This is a genomic window from Pseudomonas sp. lyk4-TYG-107, from assembly GCF_030209055.1.
Classification (GTDB): Bacteria; Pseudomonadota; Gammaproteobacteria; order Pseudomonadales; family Pseudomonadaceae; genus Aquipseudomonas; species Aquipseudomonas putida_A.
On sequence record NZ_JARVST010000019.1, the window covers coordinates 15547 to 37926 of the forward strand.

18 protein-coding genes are annotated in these 22380 nt (G+C 60.6%); 4 read left to right on the forward strand and 14 right to left on the reverse strand.

Features of this window, described 5'->3' with window-relative positions; translation table 11 throughout:
* The 6 genes from glgA to QRN61_RS15425 all read right to left on the reverse strand — a co-directional run bounded on the left by glgA (nucleotide 1) and on the right by QRN61_RS15425 (nucleotide 7489).
* A complete protein-coding gene (gene glgA / locus QRN61_RS15400) occupies nucleotides 1–1587 on the reverse strand; it encodes a glycogen synthase GlgA (RefSeq protein ID WP_095135607.1) in 1587 nt (528 codons plus the stop codon).
* 595 nt (nucleotides 1588–2182) lie between these two features.
* Nucleotides 2183–3136 carry a D-2-hydroxyacid dehydrogenase family protein gene (locus QRN61_RS15405; RefSeq protein ID WP_150370495.1) on the reverse strand — a complete coding sequence of 318 codons (954 nt, stop codon included), beginning with the start codon at nucleotides 3134–3136 and terminating at the stop codon, nucleotides 2183–2185.
* Between the two features lie 13 nt (nucleotides 3137–3149).
* Complete coding sequence (locus QRN61_RS15410) at nucleotides 3150–4202, reverse strand: alpha/beta fold hydrolase (protein WP_027612036.1); 1053 nt, start codon at nucleotides 4200–4202, stop codon at nucleotides 3150–3152.
* A gap of 86 nt (nucleotides 4203–4288) precedes the next feature.
* Nucleotides 4289–4723 carry a YqaA family protein gene (locus QRN61_RS15415; protein ID WP_097089622.1) on the reverse strand — a complete coding sequence of 145 codons (435 nt, stop codon included), beginning with the start codon at nucleotides 4721–4723 and terminating at the stop codon, nucleotides 4289–4291.
* Entirely contained in the window at nucleotides 4723–5169 is a 447-nt protein-coding gene (locus tag QRN61_RS15420; RefSeq protein ID WP_103369533.1) for a DUF411 domain-containing protein, read from the reverse strand. The genes QRN61_RS15415 and QRN61_RS15420 overlap by 1 nt, the downstream gene beginning before the upstream one ends.
* Nucleotides 5170–5497: 328 nt before the next feature.
* Nucleotides 5498–7489, reverse strand: coding sequence for a methyl-accepting chemotaxis protein (locus tag QRN61_RS15425; RefSeq protein WP_098963936.1), 1992 nt, complete (start codon nucleotides 7487–7489; stop codon nucleotides 5498–5500).
* Between the two features lie 382 nt (nucleotides 7490–7871).
* On the opposite strand from QRN61_RS15425, the gene QRN61_RS15430 reads away from it, so the two are divergent.
* The gene (locus tag QRN61_RS15430; protein WP_027612032.1) at nucleotides 7872–8399 is read left to right on the forward strand and encodes a hypothetical protein; all 528 of its coding nucleotides are present in this window, start codon (nucleotides 7872–7874) and stop codon (nucleotides 8397–8399) included.
* A gap of 48 nt (nucleotides 8400–8447) precedes the next feature.
* Here QRN61_RS15430 and QRN61_RS15435 read toward each other — a convergent pair whose 3' ends face one another.
* The 6 genes from QRN61_RS15435 to QRN61_RS15460 all read right to left on the reverse strand — a co-directional run bounded on the left by QRN61_RS15435 (nucleotide 8448) and on the right by QRN61_RS15460 (nucleotide 15896).
* A complete protein-coding gene (locus QRN61_RS15435) occupies nucleotides 8448–9371 on the reverse strand; it encodes a GNAT family N-acetyltransferase (protein ID WP_150370497.1) in 924 nt (307 codons plus the stop codon).
* Nucleotides 9371–10660 carry a phenylacetate--CoA ligase family protein gene (locus tag QRN61_RS15440; RefSeq protein WP_150370498.1) on the reverse strand — a complete coding sequence of 430 codons (1290 nt, stop codon included), beginning with the start codon at nucleotides 10658–10660 and terminating at the stop codon, nucleotides 9371–9373. The genes QRN61_RS15435 and QRN61_RS15440 overlap by 1 nt, the downstream gene beginning before the upstream one ends.
* A gap of 49 nt (nucleotides 10661–10709) precedes the next feature.
* Nucleotides 10710–13112: an aldehyde dehydrogenase family protein gene (locus QRN61_RS15445; protein WP_285374118.1), complete on the reverse strand. Its 2403-nt coding sequence runs from the start codon at nucleotides 13110–13112 to the stop codon at nucleotides 10710–10712.
* Between the two features lies 1 nt (nucleotide 13113).
* The gene (locus QRN61_RS15450) at nucleotides 13114–14244 is read right to left on the reverse strand and encodes a LuxE/PaaK family acyltransferase (protein ID WP_285374119.1); all 1131 of its coding nucleotides are present in this window, start codon (nucleotides 14242–14244) and stop codon (nucleotides 13114–13116) included.
* Entirely contained in the window at nucleotides 14241–15497 is a 1257-nt protein-coding gene (locus tag QRN61_RS15455; RefSeq protein ID WP_150370501.1) for an MFS transporter, read from the reverse strand. The genes QRN61_RS15450 and QRN61_RS15455 overlap by 4 nt, the downstream gene beginning before the upstream one ends.
* Nucleotides 15498–15761: 264 nt before the next feature.
* Nucleotides 15762–15896 carry a hypothetical protein gene (locus QRN61_RS15460; RefSeq protein ID WP_256214187.1) on the reverse strand — a complete coding sequence of 45 codons (135 nt, stop codon included), beginning with the start codon at nucleotides 15894–15896 and terminating at the stop codon, nucleotides 15762–15764.
* Nucleotides 15897–16053: 157 nt separating this feature from the next.
* Here QRN61_RS15460 and QRN61_RS15465 point away from each other — a divergent pair, with 157 nt between their 5' ends.
* Complete coding sequence (locus QRN61_RS15465) at nucleotides 16054–16242, forward strand: hypothetical protein (protein WP_007961862.1); 189 nt, start codon at nucleotides 16054–16056, stop codon at nucleotides 16240–16242.
* A gap of 18 nt (nucleotides 16243–16260) precedes the next feature.
* Here the strand turns inward: QRN61_RS15465 and QRN61_RS15470 are convergent, their stop codons facing one another.
* Entirely contained in the window at nucleotides 16261–16638 is a 378-nt protein-coding gene (locus QRN61_RS15470; protein ID WP_027612026.1) for a fe2+ zn2+ uptake regulation protein, read from the reverse strand.
* Between the two features lie 277 nt (nucleotides 16639–16915).
* On the opposite strand from QRN61_RS15470, the gene pvdQ reads away from it, so the two are divergent.
* The gene (gene pvdQ, locus QRN61_RS15475) at nucleotides 16916–19261 is read left to right on the forward strand and encodes a bifunctional acylase PvdQ (RefSeq protein WP_150370502.1); all 2346 of its coding nucleotides are present in this window, start codon (nucleotides 16916–16918) and stop codon (nucleotides 19259–19261) included.
* Nucleotides 19262–19350: 89 nt separating this feature from the next.
* On the opposite strand, the gene QRN61_RS15480 is transcribed toward pvdQ, so the two are convergent.
* Nucleotides 19351–20358, reverse strand: a complete 1008-nt coding sequence (locus QRN61_RS15480) for a FecR family protein (protein ID WP_150370503.1) — start codon at nucleotides 20356–20358, stop codon at nucleotides 19351–19353.
* A 152-nt stretch (nucleotides 20359–20510) separates the two neighbouring features.
* Between QRN61_RS15480 and QRN61_RS15485 the strand changes: the two genes are divergently transcribed.
* Nucleotides 20511–20780 carry a PepSY domain-containing protein gene (locus QRN61_RS15485; protein WP_150370504.1) on the forward strand — a complete coding sequence of 90 codons (270 nt, stop codon included), beginning with the start codon at nucleotides 20511–20513 and terminating at the stop codon, nucleotides 20778–20780.
* The last annotated feature ends 1600 nt before the right edge of the window (nucleotides 20781–22380 follow it).

A 22380-nucleotide genomic window follows, 5' to 3' on the forward strand; every position in this document is an offset into this window, starting at 1 on the left:
TTATTTGTGGCCGGCTTTACCCAGCGCCTTGGCGACCAGTTGTTCGTAGAGTTCGGCGTAGGGTTCGACCGCTTTGCACCAGTTGAACGGCGCGGCCATCGCTCGGCAGCGCATGGCATTGAGCAGTTCGGGAAAGGCAAAGACCTTGAATGCGCGGCTCAGCGCTTCGCGGTAGCTCTCGACAGTGGATTCGTCGAAGAGGAAACCGGTGACACCGTTTTCGATGGTGTCGGCCAGGCCGCCGGTATTGCGCGCCACGGGCAACGAGCCGAAGCGCTGGGCGTACATCTGGCTCAGGCCGCAGGGTTCATAACGCGACGGCATCAGCAGGAAATCGCTGCCGGCGAACATGCGCCGGGCGTCGGTCTCATTGAAGCCGATGCGCACGCCGATCTGCCCGGGGAAGCGCAGCGCCAGTTCACGCATGGCCTGTTCTTCTTCCGGCTCGCCACGGCCGATGATTGCGATCTGGCCGCCGTTCTGCACGATGTATTCGGACACTGCTTCAGTCAGGTCCAGGCCTTTCTGATAAACCAGACGCGAAACCACGGCGAACAGCGGGCCGCTGGAATCTTTCAAGCCAAACAGTTCACGTACATGGGCGGCATTGATCGCTTTGCCTTCCCAGTCGCCGATGGCGAACGGCGCGAACAGGTGTGGATCAGTCGCGGCGTCCCAGCTCTCATCGATGCCGTTGGGGATGCCGCTGAGCAAGCCTTGCTGGGTCTTGGCGGCGAGAAAACCGTCGAGACCGCAGCCGAAATCCGGGGTGGTGATTTCCTGCGCGTAGGTGGCGCTGACGGTGGTGATGTGGCTCGAATAGGCCATGCCGGCCTTGAGGAACGACATCTTGCCGTAGAACTCCATGCCTTCCTGTTGCAGGGCATGGGTCGGAATACCCAGCTCCGGGCACGAGCCGAGGCTGGTCACGCCTTGATAGGCGAGGTTGTGAATGGTGAACAGAGTGGGCGTGCGCTGCCCGCGCCAGTGCATATACGCAGGGGCCAGACCGGCGGGCCAGTCGTGGGCGTGCACCAGATCCGGGCACCAGTGAATTTGTGCGAGGTTGGCGGCGATGTCGGCAGCGGCCAAGCCCAGGCGGGCGAAACGAATGTGGTTGTCCGGCCAGTCGCGACCGTTGTTGGCACCGTACGGCGAGCCTTCACGCTCATACAGCTCGGGGCAGATCAGCACGTAGATCACCAAGCCGTCCGGCATGTCCATGCGCCCGATCTTGCACGGAGGCAATGCGGCATGGCCGCCGAGCTCACCGATGATGTGGATCGGGTTCTCGCTGTGCATCACCTGCGGGTAACCGGGGATCAACACGCGCACATCGTGCAGGTGCGCCATGGCGCGGGGCAGGGCGGCGGAGACGTCGCCCAGACCCCCGGTCTTCACCAGATCGGCGATTTCCGAGGTCACGAACAACACTTTCTTCTTGTTGGGATTCTGGCTGGCGACCGGCGTCAGCGTTTTGGTGCCCGGGACGTTGATCGACCGGCTGCCGGGAAGACTCACCGTGCTCGATTCACCAACCGCCTGCTGAGCACGCTCTCCCTGAATATCCAATGCCGCACTGATCATATGAATCTCCCGTGTCGTTGATCTGATTCTTGTATCGAACAAGCTGTGGCCAAATCCTGTGGCCGGGCGCAAACGCGCCACGCATCGGTGAGCAAACGCTACCCAACACGTGCAAGCAGAATGGGTGAAGGGGCCGTTGCAAGGATTGCACCAGTCGCGTTGACCCTGCCTTTCAGATGACCCGCCGCCATCTGCAAAAGTTTCGACAATTTTTCGGGTTTGTGACTGGCCGGTTTTAATCCGCGAAAGTCAGTCTAGGCCAGATGCTAGAGCGAGCGAGAGCAAACGGATAAATTGTTCGACAATCGGTTGGCAGGCAGCGAAATCCGTGGTGTGCAAGCAGGAACGCACCGACGAAGGGCAGGTTTTTTTGAGGGAGAGGGCTAAAACGGTGACTGAGCGGTCACGATTTTGTGCTAGCGGAAAGGCAGGGCGCACTGTTGTGGTGCGGGCAGTTTGTTGATGCGTTGTCTATTAAGGCCCCTTCGCGAGCAAGCCCGCTCCCACAGTTGATTTGTGTACGACACTTTTCCAATGTGGGAGCGGGCTTGCTCGCGAAGGCGTCAGTTGATTCAGCGCAATCGAAACGTTGCGATCAATTCAATAGGCGCAGCGGGCTCCCGGCGGCCCACCCCTGAATATCCTCGATCATCTGCGCAAAGAACTGCGCATAGTTCTGCCGGCTGACATACCCCACATGTGGTGTGGCCAGCACATTGTCCAATGTGCGGAACGGATGCAGTTCAGGCAGCGGCTCCTGATCGAACACATCCAGCGCCGCGCCGGCGATCTTCTGTTTCTGCAACGCCTTGATCAGCGCCGCTTCATCGACGATCGGCCCACGGGCGGTGTTGACCAGCAGCGCGGTGGGTTTCATCCAGTCCAGCGCCTGTGCGTCGACCAGCCCTCGGCTGCGCTCGCTGAGTACCAGATGCACCGAGAGCACGTCGGCCTGTTCGAACAATTCCTGCTTGCTGACGTAGGTCACGCCGGCCTGCTGTGCGCGTTCGGCGGTGAGGTTTTCGCTCCAGGCAATCACGCGCATGCCGAACACCTGGCCGAATTGCGCGACCTTCTGGCCGATGCTGCCCAGACCGAGGATGCCCAACGTCTTGCCGTGCAGGTCACCGCCCAGCCCTTGCTGCCAGCCACCGGCGCGCAGGGAATTGGCTTCGTTCAGCAGATTGCGCGTGGCCGCCATGATCAAGGCCCAGGTCAGTTCCGGCGCCGCGTGTTTGTAGCTGTCGGTGCCGCAGACCTTGATCCCGAGGCTGGCGGCCGCCGGCATGTCCAGCGCTGCGTTACGCATGCCGCCGGAGACCAGCAGCTTGAGGTTGGGCAGGCGCTGCAGCAGGTCCTGGTCGAAACGCGTGCGCTCGCGCATCACGCAGATCACCTGGTACTGGCCCAGTCGCTCGGCCAGTGTGGCGTTGTCTGCCGGGTAGTCATGCACAAACGTCACTTCGCCAATGCTGTCGAGCACCGACCAGTCGACCACGTCCCGTGCCACGTCCTGCCAGTCATCGATCACTGCAATCTGCACCGCCATCAGCCTTACCTCATCAACGAACGGGATTGGTGTTGTTCAGCCAGCCGAGCAAGGCCTGGTGAAACTTCGCCGGTTCTTCCATCTGCGGCGCGTGGCCGAGGCCGGGGAATTCCACCAGTGTCGATTGTGGAATCAGCTTGGCGACCTGCTTGCCGAGCACCTCATAGTGGCCGATTTTCGCCTTGACCTCGGGGGACGCGAGGTCCTTGCCGATGGCCGTGGTGTCGGACGTGCCGATCAACAGCAGGGTCGGCATCTTCAGGTCCTTGAACTCGTAGTACACCGGTTGGGTGAAGATCATGTCGTAGATCAGCGCGGAGTTCCACGCCACCTGGGTTTTGCCCGGGCCATTGCTCAGGCCGGCGAGCATGTCGACCCAGCGGTCGAATTCGGGTTTCCAGCGCCCGTCATAATAGGTGTTGCGCTCGTAGTCGCGAATGCCTTGGGCGGTGACTTTGAGTTCGCGCTGATACCACTGATCAACGGTGCGATACGGCACGCCGAGGGCTTTCCAGTCTTCCAGGCCGATCGGATTGACCAGCGCCAGTTGTTCGACCTGATCCGGGAACAGCAGCGCGAAGCGAGTGGCGAGCATGCCGCCGGTGGAATGGCCGAGCAGGGTGGCTTTCTGAATGCCGAGGGCCTTGAGCAGCTGTTGGGTGTTGGTCGCCAGTTGCTGGAAGCTGTACTGGTAGTGATCGGGTTTGCTGGAGGTGCAGAAGCCGATCTGATCAGGCGCGACGACCCGATAACCGGCCTCGCTCAAGGCCTTGATCGAACTGTCCCAGGTGGCGGCGCAAAAATTCTTGCCGTGCATCAGCACCACGGTGCGCCCGTTGGCCTTGCCGTGGGCGGCGACGTCCATGTAACCCATTTGCAGGGATTTACCCTGGGACTGAAAGGCAAAGTGTTTGAGCGTGTAGGGGTATTGGAAACCTTGCAGCTCCGGGCCATAGGTCTGGCCATCGGCGGGTGCAGTTTCAGTGGGCGCTGCAGCGTGGGCAAACAGCGGCAGCGCAGCGCTGAGGAACAGGCCGGGCAGCCAGCGGGATAGCGTGACGGACATAAGGGCAAACTCCATGGAAATCGGCCGATGCTGGAACGCCCGGATTAGGGCGACGTTAACCACAGGCAACGCCATGGCCGGAATGTTCAACCGAGCCAGCCCAGGGTCAGCATCGCCACCACGGCGTAACGCGCCGCTTTGGCCAGCGTGACGATCAGCAGAAAGCGCCCGAGCGGCTCGCGCATGACGCCGGCGATCAGGGTCAGTGGATCGCCGATCACCGGCAGCCAACTCAGTAGCAGCGACCAGTGACCATAGCGCTCGTAGTGTTTGCGCGCAGTGGCCATGTGGTTCGGGCTGACGGGGAACCAGCGTCGATCCTGAAAGCGTTCGAGGCCGCGCCCCAGCCACCAGTTGACCAGCGAACCGAGGACATTGCCCAGCGTCGCCACGCCCAGCAGGCCCCAGAGCCAGTAACGGTCGCTGGCGATCAGCCCGACCAGCAGCGCTTCGGATTGCAGCGGCAACAGCGTCGCAGCGCCGAACGCGGCGGCGAACAGCCCGACGTAACCGGCAGCCATCAGTGGGCCGGGTAGTCTGCCACCACCACATCTGTGCCGTCCTTTTTCAGGCCGATCACTTGATAGGCATCGCTCATGCCGTCCATTTCCATGCCCGGTGACCCCATGGGCATGCCCGGCGCGGCGATACCCAGCAGATCGTCACGCTTGCTCAGGGCCAGCACTTGTTCCGCCGGCACATGGCCTTCAACGAACTTGCCGTTGATCAGCGCGGTATGGCACGAGCCCAGGCGCGGTGGCACGCCGTGTTGCTGCTTGAAGCTGCTCATGTCGCTTTCGACATGGTCTTCGACTTTGAAGCCGTTGGCTTCGAGGTGGCTGATCCATTTCTTGCAGCAGCCGCAATTGGCGTCGCGGTGCACTTCGATCGGGATCAGCTCGGCGGCCTGGGCCAGGGAGGACAGGAGCAGGGCGCTGAGGGCGGCCAGTCGCAGGGAGGTTCGCATGGTGGGCTCTCGACAAGGATGACGGTCAAAAAGGAAAGTATTTTGACCGGATTATCCTGCCGGGCATCAACGGAGTGTTTCAAGTTGATACAAGGCAGGCTGGCAGGATGATCCTGGATCAAGCCTGACAGCCTGCTGAGCGGGAGATTACAAATCCGTCAGGCGGAATGGAGATGCGCTCTGTGGCGAGGGAGCTTGCTCCCGCTCGGCTGCGTAGCAGTCGCCAATCGGTCAATTTCGGCTTCCTGTTTATTGCGCTGCCAGAGTTGGGGCCGCTTCGCGACCCAGCGGGAGCAAGCTCCCTCGCCACAATAGACTGGTAGGGGAATCACCGAACCTTGAACCGCCCCATGATCGCGCTCACCCGGTTGTTGGCTTCCAGCAACTGGCGGGTGTTGAGTTCGCTGGCCTGGCCGCTGTGCACCAGTTCTTCGACCATGTGCCGGATCTGCACCATGCTGCGGTTGATCTCTTCGGTGACCGCACTCTGCTGTTCGGCAGCGGTGGCGATCTGGGTGCTGAGGCTGTTGATGTGGCTGACCGAACCGGCCATTTCATCCAGACCGGAGTTGACCCGCGCCGTGGCGTCAGCGGCGGACTGGCAGCTGGCCTGAGTGTTTTCCATGGCGCTGACCGAGGAACTCACGCCTTGGGTCAGGCGGGTCAACATCTCGTTGATTTCCGAGGTGCTGGCCTGGGTGCGAGCGGCGAGGGCGCGGACTTCATCGGCAACCACGGCAAAGCCGCGACCCTGTTCACCGGCCCGGGCGGCTTCGATGGCTGCGTTGAGGGCCAGCAGGTTGGTCTGCCCGGCGATTGCGCCGATCACCCCGAGAATCTCGGTGATGCGCTGCGCGTCTTGCTGCATGTTCTCGACTTTCTGGGTGGCGCTGGCCACTTCGTCGATCAAGGCCACTACGCTGTTGGTCGCTTCACCGACCACCACCCGTGAGCGGTCGGCGTTCTCGTTGGCGCGCTGGGTGAACGCTGCGGTTTCTGCGGCGTTCTGCGCGACGCTCTCGGCCGTCGAACTCATTTCGGTGATGGCGGTAACGGTCTGATCGGTTTCCGAAGCATGGCGCAGCAGAATCTGGCTGGTGTTGGCCGACGTACGCTGCAGGTCGTCCAGGCTCGAAGCCATGGCGCCGGTGGCCTGGGTGACTTCACCGATCATGTTCTGCAGGTAGGCAATAAAGGTGTTGACCGAGTGGCCGATGGCGCCCAGTTCGTCTTCGGCACGGATGGTGATGCGCCGGGTCAGGTCGGCATCGCCGCTGGACAGCAAGTCGATGTTGGCTTTCAGCGCTTTCATCCGCGACACCAGTTGGCGGATCGCATACACCTGCAACAACACCAGCAGAATCACCAGCGGAATCTGCAACAGGCTCAGGCTGCTGAGCACGTCGTCACGCTGGGCGGTGAGCATTTTCGTTGGCAGGGCGGTGGCGAGGAACCACGGCGTGCCTTCGATCGGGCGCATGAAGAAGGTGCTGGCTTCGCCGTTGTTGTCGAACTCGACGCGTTGCGCCTGATCGCGGTTCTGCAGGCCAGCCTTGACCTGACTGGCGAAGGTCGAGCCGGCTGCGAGTTCGCTGATGTTCTTCAGCACGATCGGGCCGCTGATGCGCGAGCTGTTGCTGATGATCTTGCCGTCGGCCTCGACGATCAGCATTTCGGCGTTGAGGTCTTTTTCCTTGCGCGCCACCAGATCGTTGAAGAAGCCCAGCGTCACGTCGATGGTCGACACGCCCCACGCTGCACCGTTTTTCTGGATCGCCATGGCGCAGTTGGTGCGCGGCTCGGCACTCGCGTCATCTTTATAGGCAGCGGCCCAGGCGCACTGGCCGCGCGGAGTCTGCATGCCGCCCTTGTACCAGCTCTGGTCGTAGTAGTTGGGCGCCGCGTCGCTGTTCCAGAAGGTATTCACCGCCAGTTTGCCCGAGGCGTCGCGGTGCCAGAACGTGCTGAACTTGTTGCGCCCGGCCTCACGCTGACCCGGCAGTGGCCAGATCCCGCCACCGAAGACTTTCAGCTCGCCGTATTGATCCACCAGGCCCGGCAACACTGTGTCGATGGCCGCGCTGTCGAGCAGGGGAATGGTCTGGGTGATGCTGCGCTGTTGCGCCTGGACTTTGTTCAGTTCGCCCTGAATCTGTTCGGCGACTTCGGCAATCCGGTTGAGCACCACCTGTTCTTCGGTATGCCGCAGCTTGGGGGCAACCAATTGGCTGATACCGACCACGGTCAGCACCGACAGCAGCAGGATGAACAGAACCAGAAATAACGTGTAGCGAGCCTGAATGGTGCGGAATGCGGGCATGGATACCGGTCCTTGAGCTGCGATTCTTATTGTGGGGTCGAGGGAAAAACGGCGGGGTCACACCAGCGTATCGTCGGCGAACGGGGAAGCTTTAAGTACTTTGGTGCAAGAAAGTGTCGGGCTGACGGAAGGTGCGTGTCGACTCCGATACAAATGGCTTGACCCTCTTGTCAGCCAGCGCAAAAAAAAGCTTCGCGAGCAATCGTCAAACTGCCATGAAACCGCGGCACCGTGAGCTTCTGGCAATTTGTATCGAGAATGTACAAAAATTGTAAGCGGCTGCATTAAAAGGGTTGGTGCCACCAGTTCGCCGGTAGATACTTCCCGGCATTCAAGTAGTCCAGCAAGGACATTTCATGGTTATTTCACAGGGAGTCTTCTCATGACGATCGGCATTGTCGGCGGCTGGGAGAGCAAGGCAGGGGTGCTGGTTCGCAATACAGGCGCGAAGAAGGAGGTCAAGCAAAGCCTCAAGGTGCAGCAGATGCTCGCCAAGGTCGGCACCAATCCGACCGCGCTGAACACTGCCGAAATGGACAAGCAGGGCCTGCGCAAAAATATCAAGGGGTTCGATCCGGCGAATGTCTCGGTCAAGCAACTGAGCAATCTGAGTGTTTTCCTGCGTGAGCGCGGGCTGATTTCCGACATCACCTCCTTTACATTGCTCAATGCCGGCGACAAGTTCGACCGTTTCGGCGTGACCAAAGACCCTGATGCAAAATTCAATGCGCTGGAGTATTTCGCCACCCAGCTCGACGCCATTCAGAACAATGGCCTCAATGGCAATGCCTACGGCAAGAACCTGATCCCTGAATACAAAAAGGCGATCTATGTGCTGCAGAACCTGAAAACCTACGGTGAAGGCAACGCGGCGAAACCGGTGGATCAAGGCGTCAAGTCCAAGGCCTGAGCCGGTCACCCACGGCCCACCCATTGATTGGGTGGGCCGTTTTCGTTTTTAGTCCTGATACCTTTCGCCGGCCTGCTGCGCCTGATCCTGCAGGTGCTGCATGTGTGGACAGTGCAGGCTCAGCGTGGAGGCCTGGTAGCCACGATGAAACAGTGCCAGCCAGCCGTCGCTGTGGTCATCGGGGACAATCCCGGTGAAAGCGAAACCGGCATCGGCCAGTTTGCGCAGCGAGCTGGAAAACCCTTGGGCGAGTCTGAGTCTGATCGAAATCAGCCAGTGCGCCGGCAGTTGTCCCAATTGCTCGAGCAGGTTGTCATCGAGGGCCTTGAGCAGCAGGTCGTAGCGCCCGGATACGTGATCGAAGCGGATCTTCGGGCCTTTCCATGGCACGGTATGGTCGGTGGTACCAAACACCGCCTCCAGACGCGACATCAGCTCGCGGCAATCCTGCGGCCAGGCGAGTGCCGGCAGCGGGCGCCGATAACCGTCGATGCTGCAGTGACCCACAACAATCGTCTCCCGCCCTGTTCCACCGAACGGCGAAGGCGCGTAATCGGGCAACAGACCACAGCTGTGAAACCCCAGGCCGGCGGCCATGCGCTGCGTATACGGGTGGTGCGTGACCTGCTTGATCGTCACGCCTCGGCAATCCAGCGCCTGGGCATGAATCAGCAGCTGCTGGCCCAACTGGGTGGCGATGTTTTGCCCGCGAGTGTCCGGGTGCACCACGGTCAGTGCCAGCTCCGCCAGTGCGCTTCGGCCAGATTGACGAAACAACGTGGCGTGCCCGCAGATATGCTCGTTGACCACCGCTACCAGCGAGTGCCAGCGACCGTCACTGTGGTTCTGGCTGATCATCCAGGGCAGATACACGTGGGGTTGAGGATAATGAACGCCGTAGATTTCTTCGAACAGGCGGCTGACTGCCGGCGCATCGGCGACGCGATAGCGGCGGATGATTGTCGTGTCCATCACGCTTGCCCCTGTTGCGGATGGTCATAAACCCGTCGATCCACGACCCGCTGATGTTTGCCGGAGCGTGGATGACAGGTCAGTTCATCGTTCGCACAGGCGATCACGTTCAGCTCCAGCAATTGATCGGACTGCAGCTTCTCGATCAGCGGGTATTGGTCGATCAGCGCACGGTGCAGGGTTGAGCTTGCCTGGCTGATGTCAGCCGTTCGCGTGCAGGGTACCCACTTGAGGCTCAGCAGATCTTTGCTTGCTCGCTGTTCGATGAGCAGTTGCCAGTCATCGCTGGCGGCGATCTTGCGCACCAGCTCGCCGATGTCACCGGTATCCAGACTCAACACGCTCACCCGCACGCGCTGGCTGTTCATGCTGCGGCCCATCAGGGCGAACTTGCGCATCGGCGTCTCTGCCGGTTCACGCCAGCAGGCGAGGTCGCCGACCGGATAGCGGATCACCGGCATCAGGCGCCGGGTGAGATTGGTCAGGACCAGCCTGCCGTTACGGTTGCACTCTTCGATGACGGCACCGCTCACCTCATCGATGATCTCCAGCACGCTGTGCCGCTCCAGCATCCGGTGTTCGCCCAGGGCGCAATCGCGGGTGCTGACGCCGATCAGTCCGGCATCGACACTGGCGTAGCCGATAGAGGCAATGCGTGCGTTCGGGAACACCCGCTGGAGCGTTTGCAACTGGGCGGCGAACAGGCTTTCGCCGCCGTAGAGCAGGGTCTCGACGCCCTCCAGGATCCGTGACTGGCGCTCAAGCCAGGCGGCGAATTTGAGCATTTGCGCCGGCAGACCGGCCAGCACATTGATCCGGTACGCAACGATCGACTCGGCCAGTACGGCGCTGTCGACGGCCCCGGTGAAGGGAAATTCGCTGACGGGAGTCTGGACATGGGCCAGCGCGTCGTGAAGAAAAATGAAGCTGGCATACAGGTCGCCGACGAAGAACAGATTGGCGACCCGGTCGCCGGGGTTCAGTTGCGCCGTGAGGTGGCTGCCGAAATCGCGCACCAGGGTTTGCCATTCTGCGCGGGTGAACAGCGAGAGTTTTCCTGAGCCGGTGGTGCCCCCGGTCTTGAAGACCATCGCGTCTTCCAACGGGCCTGACAACACTGGCCATTGGTGCGGATGCTGACTGTCACGCCAGTATTGTTCAGGATCGATCAGGGGCAGTTCAGTCAAAGCGCTGATGGGTGCCGCGACATCTTTGAAGTGTTCGCGGCAATAGGCCGAATGTTGGCGGGTGTAACCGAGCAAATTGTTCAATTCAACGATCGTGTTCATGATTTTTTCTTGTATGAAGTGGCGATGGGCCGCGTGCAGATAGCTGCTGTCAGCGGCGCGTATCAATCAGTAGGGGAGTCTTGCCGCTGTGCCGGTTTCGGGCGAACTGCTCGACGGCACACTGCTCGACGTCGAGCGTGAGCAAACCGGTCTGCACCAGCGTGATCAGCGTCGAATAATTCTGCAGTCGGCGGTGTACCTCGGCCGGCTCCAGAGGGCAGTGCAGGCGCATGCGTTCCAGGCCGTCAGGGCCGTGATCGAGGACCAGTTGAAACGGCATCTGAAGGTGCTGCTCCAGGATCGCCAGCGAAATAAAATCGGTGCCGATGCGCAGCAGGTTGCCGTGGCGTTGCAGCAGTTCGAAGCGCGGCGACGTCAGACCGCAGGCACACGGGCCGGGTAACCAGCGTCCGCTGTCGCCAATGTCATAGCGCTGCACGGACTGACCCTGACGCTCGCGAGAGGTCACCAGCAGACGACCGGATTCGCCGTCACCGACCGGCACGTCATGCTCGAAATCGACAATTTCCAGGTGCTGGATGTCGCTCATCAGGTGGAACACACCATCTGCCGTGGCCCGGCAGGCATGTCCCAGGGGACCGGCATCAACGCTGCCGTAAATCGCCGAGCGGATCAGGCTGACGCCGCAACTTTGCAAGAGCTCGCGGGTTTGCTCACTCAGGTGTTCGCCACCGAGAAAGACCTTGGCGACGCCACCGTAGCGCCGGAGTATTTGTTGTTCGTTGATAAACAACCGGTGCAGGGTGCCGGGCATGCCGATCAGCACGGTGATCCGTTGAGCCTCGATCATCTGCGCGATCTCACGGTAATCGTCGTCCGCAGGGGCGCCCATCGGCCAGTGTCGGGCCTGCAGTTGTTCCAGTACTTTGGCAAAACTGGAAAAGCCGCCGTACAGTCCGCCGCTGAAAAACAGGTTCATGACCCTGTCCTGCGCCGGGTCCAGTCCGGCTGCGAGCAAACCATCGGCGGCCGCCTGCATCTGGCGCTGGAAGTCGTGGTAACTGAAGCCGGAAAGCACGGGTGCGCCACTGCTGCCGCCGGAGCGAAAGAACAGCTGCGCCGCTGAATCCGGCGGCTGGCGGACGAATTGTCCTTTGTCCATGATCGCCAGACCGGTCAGTGGTGGTGGGGCAGGCAGCTGATCAAGCGTGGAGTGGCTGGTCAGTATGTTCGTCGGCAGACTGACCGATACGCGTCGACTCAGGCGTTGCAGCGCATAAACACCGTCGTGGGGTTCGCCGTCGTAGCCATCGTGAATAGTCTCGATCGGGGTAATGCGCGTCACACCGGCAGCAATCAGCGTTTGTGCCAGTTCGGCGATCTGCGCCTCGGGGCACAGCAAGGCGCAGCTCTGCAGCACGTTACGCCAGGGCAGCAATGTAGCGCTGAGCCGCTCGCGGGGCAGGGGTTTGAGCAACAGGCTGCGAAACAGCGCAGAAGGTTCGAGCTGGCGATCATGACTCCAGATCACCCGCCAGCCCGGCGCACTCCAGACCCGGCCGGTCTGCCCGGCAAAACTCTGGGCCAGCCGGGCCATCGCCGTGCAGGTGGTGATTTGCGAAGCCTCTTCAAGCGTCGGCGCAAGCGCCGGCCATTGTCCGGCACGGCGTTCGAATGCGGCGGCCAGTTGCTCCCCGATATCGTTCAGTACGCTCGCGTCGTCGCTGTCCACCAGCAACCACTGCGGGCTGGAGCAGGCTTGCTGATCGAGGCGGCAGACTTCATCGACAATCGCATCGAGGACGGCGGGCGATGCCGCGTCCGGGGTCAGGTAGGCGAAGCTGATGCGGTGCCCCCAGTCGATCCAGCGACAGCCTGGCGGGATCTGCTGGCGGATGGCTTGCAGCGCGGTTTCGCCACCCCAGGCCGCGACACCGTTGGCGTGCTTGCACAACTGGCCGATTTGTTCGGTGCGGGTCGGCAGCACCGCCACGTAACCATTGAGTTGTCCGCTTGTATCACAGGCAACCAACGCCTGAAGCAGGCGCGCGGTGAAGCCAGCGTCACTGCTGCTGGGACGCAGCCAGTTGACGTTGCCGCTCAGCAGACTCTCGACCACCGCACAGAACGCCAGCAGCGGCGCGTTGGCCGGAGTGATATGCACCACCAGGCCCAGCGGACTCCAGCGCTCGAAGCGTGACTGTCGATAGTCGATGCGACGCAGCGAATCGGGGCGCAAGCCCAGTTCACGATCCAGCTTGGCTTGCAGGGCGGCAGGCTGGCAGAAATCGATCAGTGCCTCGCGCTGACCGGGAGCCAGTGGCAGTTCCGTTTCTTCTTGTTGCAGACGTTCGGCGAAGGCCTTGGCAGTGGCAAGCAGTGTGCTGGTTTGCAGTGGAAGCTGTAACCTTCGTGGCAACTCCAGCTGAAGTTGGCGCAAGGCGCTGTCGAGGCTGCACTCGGTGTGCAACTGACCGTTGATCAAGTACATATCAGTGCCTCCCCAGCAGTTCGGACGCGGCCATGGCACAGCTCCTCGCGGCCGTGGTGCCGGCGCGGCCATGCAACTGGAACCAGTCGCTGGCCAGACCGCAGGCACAGCTGTTGCCGGGATGCAGCGTAGCCAGATCGCTCATGACCACGGCATGGGCCGGGCTTGAGGAAATGTAGGGCGAGACCAGATTCAGCAGGCCACGCTGGCCATAGGGCAGCACCGAAAAATCCACCGGGCTGCGTACATACACTTTCGCGTAGACCGGTACGTGAAAGTGATGGTGGGCACATTCGACGTAAGGCACCGCGTGTTCGACGGCGCCGTAACCGTCGCGACAGTCTTGGGTAGCGATGCCCAGGTGTTGCTGGATCCGTGCATATAAAGCTTGTCTGGGGACTTCTTCGGCGGCGCGGGTTTTCCAGCCGCCGCCGAAAAATGCCAATGATCCGGCCGTCAGTTGCAGGTCCGCCACGCCGGTGGCGCGCATGCGCTGCAGGGTTTCCCAGAGAAAGGCGGGAAAGCCGAAGATGCGTACCGGCAGACCTTCTTCGGCAAAGGCCTGCAAGGCGCTGATCACGCCGAACAGATCAAACTGGTGGCCGTCACCAGTGCGACGCAGGGCGTAAACCACCCGATTGGCGGGAGCAAAACTGCACAGGAATTGATCGGTGAAGGATGTGCCCAAGGTGTTTTTCTGCTCGGGCTCATAGCCGAGCAACAGGTAGTTGCACGGGACATGCGGGGCAATCCAGCCATATTGGGCGAAAATCCGTTCGACCATGTACTGCGCGGCGCCGAGGCTGCGCGCGTCGTAGCGCATGCGGCTCTTCTGGCCGCTGGTGCCGGAGGAAGTCAGTTCCAGGGCGTCTTCGCCCGTCGGACTGAGCAGCATCTGTTGCTTGAAGAAACTGGCGAAAATCGGTGGCAATTGCGACCAGTCGTCGAGCTCATCCAGGTCATCGACAGCGATTGCATGGGCGTTCAACCAGTGGCCATAACCGGGCGTATGGTGAGCGTGAAACCGGGTGATTTCGCTCATGGCCAGATTGAACAGCCCTTTGGGGACGGCCTCCTGGCAATAGGGCTGCGGCAATGCGCAAAGCGCATCGCTGTGGGGGAACAGAGTCATCGAATATCCTTATTGATGTGTGGTGGACGCGGCGGGTGCCGCAGAAGGCGGTAGAGCAGGGGCAGGCACAGCAGGCCGCCGAGGCCGGCGAGCAGGGAAAAGGATTGCAGGTTCGAGCCACCGCCGATGATGGCGATGAGCGAGCCGCCGCTGCCCATCACGGCAATCGACAGCATGCCGATCATGGCCGAGACCAGCCCCTTGCCCGCATCGCTGGAAAACAGCGCCAAGCGGTACAGCGCGGCGTTGCTCATACCAAGCCCCAGTGCATACACGGCCAGTGCGCAAACGGCCAATGGCAGCGCAGCCGAACTCAGGGCAGCAGCGATCAGCCCCAGCAGTCCGAGGCAAAACGGCCACAGGGCCAGACCGATCACCTGGGCGAGCGTGTGCCCGACGAGCAATCGATCCAGTAGTAAATTACCGAGGATCACCGCCGCAAACACCGGGATTTGCCACAGGCCATATTCCAGCGCAGACAGCTCCAGGCGTTGCATGAGCAGCACCGGCGCCAGTCCGATCCAGGCAATCAGCGGCAGGCTCATCAGGCCCAGTGTCAGACTGGCGCCGATGAATCGTCGGTTGCGCAGCAGCGCGAGGTAACCCAGGCCGATCTGCCTGAGCGAAAACGCCACTGGAGCCTGTCGCTGGCCGTCACGGCGCACGACGTCGATCGTTTCCGGCATCCAGACAAACAGAGCGAGCCAGACAACCACACTCGTTGCCGCCAGCCCCAGAAACATCTGTCGCCAGCTCAGCCATTCCAGCAGCAGGCTGCCGAGTAAAGGGCCGAGCAGCGGCGACAGTAGCGCCACGTTGCCCAGTAATGCCATGAGGCGCACGGCATCGGCCTCGCAGAACACTTCCTGCAGGGTCGGGTAGCTGACGGCGACCACAAAGCCCAGGCCCATGCCCTGGATCAGGCGCAACGCATTAAAGGCTTCAATGCGCTGCGTTATGACTGCGGCGCTGCACGCCAGGCCGAACAGCGCACAACCGAACAACAGCAAGCGACGCCGGCCGTAACGGTCGGAAAGGGGGCCGATCAGCCATTGCAGGCAAACGCCGCCAATCAGATACAGGTTGAAGGCGTTGGCTACATGCCGGGTATCGGCGTTGAACTCGCCGGTCACCGTCAACATGGCCGGCATGATCATGTCGCTGGCCATATAGGTGAGCAGTTCAAAAGCGGTAATGGCCAGGCAGAATCCGATAATCTGCACGGGCGTCATTACGATCAAGGTTCTCTGCATAAACATCCCTGTTTCAGTAAGCGAGAAAAGTTCGCAGAGACTAGAGGCAGAGTTGTCGCGGCAGCCAATCCTTTGCTGCGACATGAAATTTCAAATACTTACAGCGTATTTACTGACCCCCGCAGGCTGATCGAAAAGGCATTGGCTAGGCACAGGCGGGCCAACAAAAATGCCCGCTGGCGGGCGGGCATGGTTGGCATTGAAAAGGCTGGTGAGGTATCCCGACCGGTATTTCAGGCGCACCGGCGGGCGAACGATCCTGTTCTATCGATGGTAGTAACCGGGGCCTTCCTGATAACGATGGTGGCCATCATGCCAACCGCCGTGGGGGAAAATGATGCAGCCGCTCAAGGTCAGTACGGCAAGGAGGGGAATCAGCCAGGTGATTCGACGGAACATTTCAAAGATCCTCATGGTTACGCCGGCATGAAGCCAAAACTCTTCATCGGCTGTAACATGAGACCGCGTTCGGCCAGGCCCATCCCCGCAACACGGTATGTGCATGGCATGCAACCGGATACAAACCGGATACATTTGAAAGTTTCAGGAACCCGCAATGACCCAGAAGCAACGTTTGAAATACTCGATCCTGATCGCCCTGTCGGTGCTGGCGATCATGCTCGGCCTGTCCTGGCTGCAAAATGCCGGGATGATCAGTCAGAAGATGTTCCAGTACATCGCCATGGGTGTGGCGGTGGTCGTAGTGGTGATCAACGGGGTGATGCGCCGCAAGGTCAAGCCCTGACGGCGATCGCGGGACGCTTCAATCGTGATTGAGCACGGCAGCAGCCTGTGGATGCAGGCTGTAACTCTTGTCCGGGTTGAAGGTGACCACACCTTCGGCGCATAGACGCTTCAACACTTCGCGCACGCTGAGAAAAGACAACGGAATATCCAGGTCCAGCAGTTGACTGTGCACGCCGCGCACGCCCAGGCGTCGATCGCTTTGTGCGGCGACCAGCAGGGCGTCGATGACTTTCAGACGAATCAGGCTGGTGCGCAGGCCGAAGCTTTTCAGCAACAGACGAATACGCTCATTGCCCTGACGCTCGGGGCTGGGGGCGAAGCTGCTCGCGCGGGAACTCATGGAAGCTCCTTGTGACGCCTGGCTACCGTCCATTGGTAGTTGCGAGTTGTACATGGGGTTACTCCTTTTCAGAGCCCGATCAGGAAACGTTTTGACTGCTCTCAGTAAACAAGACGTTTCAGCACGACAAATCATGAAAGGAAATATGTAGAAATTTTGTCGGTTATTCGTTGTTTTCCCGTAATCAGTGAATTTCACCTTCCTCAATCGGGCTAAATTTTTTTTCTCGCATTCGTTTCCTGAACAGCCGTCTTGCGCCCAGGCGCATGAATCAATTTCAGAGTGGATCCGGCGCAAGCGCCGATCCTTGTCTTGTCGTTCAGGAGCGAGTGTGATTATTTCCCGACAGTTAACCGGACTGGCCCTCGCCGGTGCGTTTCTCGGACTCAGTCTGTCCGCCCATGCGTTCAGTCCCGCTGCACAAGCCAGTGCCGATATCCGCCGCACCTCCTTTGGTGTGCCGCACATCCGCGCGGAAAATGAACGCGGACTGGGTTTCGGCATCGGTTACGCCTACGCGCAGGACAACCTGTGCCTGCTGGCCAACGAGATCGTCACGGTCAATGGCCAGCGCTCGCGTTATTTCGGGCCGGAGCAGTTCACCGTCGAACAACGCGAGAATCGCGTCAGCGACCTGTTCTTCACCTGGCTCAATACGCCTGCGACGGTAAAGGCGTTCTGGGACGCGCAACCGGCGCAGGTGCGCGACCTGGTGGAAGGTTATGCCGCGGGCTATAACCGTTATCTCGCCGAACGCCGCCAGCAGGGTCTGCCGCAACAGTGCCAGGGTGAGTGGGTGCGTGATATCAGCGCCGAAGATCTGGTCAAACTCACTCGGCGCCTGCTGGTCGAGGGCGGTGTCGGGCAGTTCGCCGAGGCGCTGGCTGGCGCGACACCGCCGCAGGCCACGGCCCAGCTCGGCAGCAATGCCCAGGCCTATCAATTGGCGGACGCGCGCCTGCAGCGCTTCGCTCTGGATCGCGGCAGCAACGCCGTGGCGGTGGGCAGCGAGCGCTCGTTCAACGGGCGCGGCATGCTGCTGGCCAACCCGCATTTCCCGTGGGTGGGCGGCATGCGCTTTTACCAGATGCACCTGACCATTCCGGGCAAACTCGACGTCATGGGCGCAGCCTTGCCGGGGTTGCCGATGATCAACATCGGTTTCAATCAGCATCTGGCCTGGACCCACACGGTGGATTCATCCAAACATTTCACCCTGTATCGTCTGCAACTCGACCCGAAAGACCCGACCCGCTACCTGCTCGACGGCAAGTCGCTGCCGTTGAACAAGCAGACGGTCACTGTGCAGGTCAAACAGGCGGACGGTCAGGTGGTGCCGGTCTCGCGCGATGTCTACAGCTCGCAGTTCGGCCCGATCGTGCAATGGCCGGGCAAACTCGACTGGGATCATCAGTACGCCTACAGCCTGCGCGACGCCAACCTGGACAATGATCGCGTGCTGACGCAGTGGTACGCGATGAACCAGGCGTCGAGCCTCAAGGCTCTGCAGGATTCGGTGCACAAGCTTCAGGGCATCCCCTGGGTCAACACCCTGGCCGTGGATGACAAGGGGCAGACGCTGTACATGAACCTGTCGGTGGTGCCGAACGTCAGCGCCGACAAACTGGCCAAGTGCAGCGACCCGCGTATTGGCTTGCAGATGATCGTGCTCGACGGTTCCAACAGCGCTTGCGCCTGGGATATCGATCCGCAAGCTGCGCAGAAGGGTACCTATGCCGCCAGCCAGCTGCCGCAACTGTTGCGCAAGGACTTCGTCCAGCATTCCAACGATTCGGCGTGGCTGGCGAACCCGGCACAACCGCTGACCGGGTTCTCGCCGCTGATCAGTCAGGACGGCCAGCCGCTGGGCCTGCGATCAAGATTTGCGCTGGAGCGCCTGAACACACTCGGCAAAAAAGGGCCGCTGGCGGTGAAGGATCTGCAACAGATGGTGATGGACGACAACGTCTATCTGGCGACTCAGGTGCTGCCCGATCTGCTGAAGTTCTGCGCTGCGGATCTGGGTGCGGACGCGGCCGCGTTGAAGCTGGTTTGCGCCAGTCTCAAGGGTTGGGATGGCCGGGCGAATCTGGATTCGGGCATTGGTCTGGTGCATTTCCAGAACATCATGCAGGCGCTGCAAGCGTCGCCGGATGTCTGGCGTGTGCCGTTCGATCCAAAAGACCCGCAACACACGCCACGCGGGTTGGCGATCGAGCAACCGGCCGTGAGCAAGGCACTGCGTGAAGCGCTGCTGGCGTCGGCTGCCACTGCGCAGAAAATGGGTCTCAAACCTGAAACCCGCTGGGGCGATATTCAGGTGGCGAGCAGCGGCGCTCAACAAACCGCAATTCACGGCGGGCCGGGAACGCTGGGGATCTACAACGCGATCCAGAGCGTGCCGCGTGAAGACGGCAAACTCGAAGTGGTCAGCGGCACCAGCTACCTGCAAGTGGTGACCTTCGACGACAAAGGCCCGCACGCTCAAGGGTTGCTGGCGTTCTCGCTGTCCAGTGACCCTGAGTCGAAATACTCCCGGGATCAGACCGAGGCGTTTTCGAAAAAGCAGTGGAGTGTGTTGCCGTTCACTGAGCAGCAGATCGCTGCCGATCCGCAGTATCAGGTGCAAACGGTTCGCGAGGTGGCGGGCAAGGGCACCGAGGTGGTTGCGCAGTAAGTCAGGCTGAACGAAAAAGCCGCTGCTCCTTGACAGGAACAGCGGCTTTTTTGTTGCCCTGAGTTAACCGTGGCAGGTGGTGCCCGGTTTCAGGTTTTTGGTGGCTGCCGCGGCATCGAGTTGATCACCGGATCACCCTCGGTATTGCGCGTAAGGTAGACCGGCAACACCTTGGGCAGGGTGTTGACGAGGCCGCCGAGCTCTTTGATGTTGTAGACGCCGCCGACACGGATTGCGCCGGTACTGGCGTCGGCCAGTTTCAGCGGTTTGCTCAGGTAGCGATTGATCAGCGGCAAGGCTTCGTTGAGTGCCAGGTTGTCGAGTACCAGTTTGCCGCTGCGCCAGGCCAGGGCGTTATCGTTGGCGTAGGTCTGGCTGATCTGTGGCGTGTAGTCGCCATGCCGGTACTGCGCCTGCATGGCCGGCCCCAGGCGCAAACCGTCGCCCGGCAGGGCGGCGTTGCTGGTTACCAGCACCGAGCCTTCGATCAGGTTGACCCGCACCTGATCTTCGTAGAGCCAGACATTGAAGCGGGTACCGGTCACGCGGATCTTGCCTTCGCCGGCCCTGACCACGAACGGGTGGGAGAGGTCATGGCTGACTTCGAAAAACGCTTCACCCTTTTTCAGGGTGACCCGCCGCTCGTCCTTGTAATTGCTGAAGGTCAACTCAGTATTGAGGTTGAGCTCGACCTGACTGCCATCCTTCAAGGTGACCTGATGGACATTGTCGGTGGCTGCGAAATGCTGATAGCTGTTGGGCAACCAGCCCAGATTCCAGCCACCGTACGCCGCCAGTGGCAAGGCCAGGGCGCAGACGCTCGCGGCAATTGCGTAGCGCCGCCAGGCGGGCACCGCAGTGGTCATCGGCACATTGAGCGTTGGGGGCAGCGACGGACGCGGCAGATGTTCGGCAACGTCCCAGATTTCCAGCATCGCTTCGTATTCGAATGCATGCAGCGGATGCGCATCGCGCCATTGCTCGAAAGCCAGACGCTCCTCGGCGGAACAGTCTACGGCGTGCAGACGCATGCACCAGTGCGCGGCGGCATCGGTGATCGCATCGTATTCGGCTTCCGAGAGGGATTCTTGGGTCATTGACTCGTCCTGATTTGCTGCATTCTAACCTTGCGAGCCGGGTGCCGAGAACATCCGTCATGGCAATTGCCCATCAAAGTGGAACTTATTTTTCCGGCAGACGCCCAAAAACAGGACATCAGAGGAACATCATCCACAAATGGAGTGAAAAAATGATCAAAAAAACCTTAGCCGCTGCAATCGCCACCGCCGCTTTGTTCAGCGCCGGTGTCGCCATGGCTGATCGTCCCGGTGCGGGCTGGGTCACCATTGAAAAGGCTATCGAGATCGTGAAAACCAAGGCCGGTTACGTCGAAGTCTATGAAATCGAGGCCGACAATGACGGCTACTGGAAAGGCGAGGGCCGCAAGGCCGACGGTTCGGTATATGAGTTCCGCATCGATGGCGCCTCGGGCAATGTATTGCGTGACCAGAAAGACTGAGTTCACCCAGCGATAAACCATGCGCAGGCCAACCGCCTGCGCATTTTTTTTATCTCAGTTGAGCCCTCCGTGAGGTTGGGTTACCGAATCCAGCTGGCGGCCCATTTCGCAAATCAGAAAGGCGATCGAATCGGCATTGCGCAATATGGTGTCGATGCGTGGATGCGGGTTGGTCGGGCTGAGAAATGCCGTTCGCGCGTCCTCGAGATTCCTCGTCCCCGTGGTCTTGAGAACTTCCCTGCGCACATGTTCCATGCCCTCAAACTCGTCGATATCGAGCCACTCCTGAAGGTTGTCGCTCCAGCGCGAAAACAGCTCTTCACGGCGCGTGGACAGTGACAGTGCTTCGCGCTGAAATCGTGTCTGTACCTGTTTGCGGGCCGCTCCATAACCGGTCACCGTAGCAATCAGATCAGCAAACGGGCGCCGCGCTTCCAGGGAGGCAATGTCGACGGTCTTGCTGAACTGATGGGAAAACTCGTGGATCAGCGTCGCTGCCCGTGCATGACCGTCAACATTGAACGGTTCGGTCAGGCCTGTGTTGTACCAATCCAGCCCTTGATTGAAGAACTTTTCGGTGAAATGGACTTTCTTGAGTAAATCGCCACCCAGTACAAAGGCGATTACACCCGAGCTGCTGTGTCTGTTCGAACCGACCACAAAGCGACTGCTGTTCAACAGGTCTTCTGTTGGATCGACCAAGGCATCACAGATCGGCACGATGGCCTGCTTCAGCTTGTCGAGAATGTCGGCATCAATCCGTTGCACGTCAAAAAAAGACTTGAGAAAAGTATCGAGGCGGGTGCCCGGCACATAGTTTCTCAGCTGCGCAAGATTGTGCAGGCTGTTGAACGCGTAATGCCTGGCCAGATCAATTGCCTCGATCAACATGCGGGCTTTTTCCGGATGGCGGGCGCGGATTTCTTCCATGCCTTGCGCTTCGATATTCAGCATGTACCGCGCCTGGCGATGGGTGGCGTAATGGTTGAACATCGTCGACATGGCCTTGCCGAAATGCACGGTATGGCGATCCGGGTCCAGCACCAGTTGCCGGGAAGCGGTGTGTTGTAACACCGGGCCTGGCTGCTCGGCGCCTTTGATCTGCCAGACGGCTCCCGGCCGCTCCACGGGATAGACTTTGCCGGCGATAGGGGCGTAAGTCGCTTTGGTTGTCAGATCCTGATACGTGCCCTCGGCAGCATCGTGAGTCAGATCCTTCAGGGCGATCGTCGGAGCTTCGAATGTCTGCAGCGAGGTGCGCAGCGGATCGGTCGGCTTTGTCTGCGCAAGGACGGGGGCGCTCAGCGTGGTTGGCTGCGGTGTTTGCGGCGCTGCCACGGCTTGAGATTCCAGACGTGACTCCAGCGCCAGTCGCCCGAGACTGATCATCTCCGCTGCGCCGGCGACAAAGGTTTGCAGCGCACGTTTCCAGTGGTGATCCTGCAACGCTTCGGCCGAGTCCAGAAAATCCTGGTAGCTTTGCCAGAGAAACTGCACATAGGCGAGTTTGCCCGGCAGCAGGCCCCGGATCTGCTGGATGCCGGAACTGAACAGGTGCTTCGCGGCGTCCCAATCCGCCTGCGCCGATGGCAGCGAATGG

What these genes read in the sequence shown, in the direction of transcription:
- QRN61_RS15480 (WP_150370503.1), bottom strand. Translation starts at nt 20,358, where the DNA reads ATGACCCAAGAATCCCTCTCGGAAGCCGAATACGATGCGATCACCGAT.
- QRN61_RS15410 (WP_027612036.1), bottom strand. Translation starts at nt 4,202, where the DNA reads ATGTCCGTCACGCTATCCCGCTGGCTGCCCGGCCTGTTCCTCAGCGCT.
- QRN61_RS15435 (WP_150370497.1), bottom strand. Translation starts at nt 9,371, where the DNA reads ATGGACACGACAATCATCCGCCGCTATCGCGTCGCCGATGCGCCGGCA.
- QRN61_RS15405 (WP_150370495.1), bottom strand. Translation starts at nt 3,136, where the DNA reads ATGGCGGTGCAGATTGCAGTGATCGATGACTGGCAGGACGTGGCACGG.
- glgA (WP_095135607.1), bottom strand. Translation starts at nt 1,587, where the DNA reads ATGATCAGTGCGGCATTGGATATTCAGGGAGAGCGTGCTCAGCAGGCG.
- QRN61_RS15415 (WP_097089622.1), bottom strand. Translation starts at nt 4,723, where the DNA reads ATGGCTGCCGGTTACGTCGGGCTGTTCGCCGCCGCGTTCGGCGCTGCG.
- QRN61_RS15485 (WP_150370504.1), top strand. Translation starts at nt 20,511, where the DNA reads ATGATCAAAAAAACCTTAGCCGCTGCAATCGCCACCGCCGCTTTGTTC.
- QRN61_RS15445 (WP_285374118.1), bottom strand. Translation starts at nt 13,112, where the DNA reads ATGTACTTGATCAACGGTCAGTTGCACACCGAGTGCAGCCTCGACAGC.
- QRN61_RS15430 (WP_027612032.1), top strand. Translation starts at nt 7,872, where the DNA reads ATGACGATCGGCATTGTCGGCGGCTGGGAGAGCAAGGCAGGGGTGCTG.
- QRN61_RS15455 (WP_150370501.1), bottom strand. Translation starts at nt 15,497, where the DNA reads ATGCAGAGAACCTTGATCGTAATGACGCCCGTGCAGATTATCGGATTC.
- QRN61_RS15440 (WP_150370498.1), bottom strand. Translation starts at nt 10,660, where the DNA reads ATGAACACGATCGTTGAATTGAACAATTTGCTCGGTTACACCCGCCAA.
- QRN61_RS15470 (WP_027612026.1), bottom strand. Translation starts at nt 16,638, where the DNA reads ATGTACAACTCGCAACTACCAATGGACGGTAGCCAGGCGTCACAAGGA.
- QRN61_RS15425 (WP_098963936.1), bottom strand. Translation starts at nt 7,489, where the DNA reads ATGCCCGCATTCCGCACCATTCAGGCTCGCTACACGTTATTTCTGGTT.
- QRN61_RS15420 (WP_103369533.1), bottom strand. Translation starts at nt 5,169, where the DNA reads ATGCGAACCTCCCTGCGACTGGCCGCCCTCAGCGCCCTGCTCCTGTCC.
- QRN61_RS15460 (WP_256214187.1), bottom strand. Translation starts at nt 15,896, where the DNA reads ATGTTCCGTCGAATCACCTGGCTGATTCCCCTCCTTGCCGTACTGACC.
- QRN61_RS15465 (WP_007961862.1), top strand. Translation starts at nt 16,054, where the DNA reads ATGACCCAGAAGCAACGTTTGAAATACTCGATCCTGATCGCCCTGTCG.
- QRN61_RS15450 (WP_285374119.1), bottom strand. Translation starts at nt 14,244, where the DNA reads ATGACTCTGTTCCCCCACAGCGATGCGCTTTGCGCATTGCCGCAGCCC.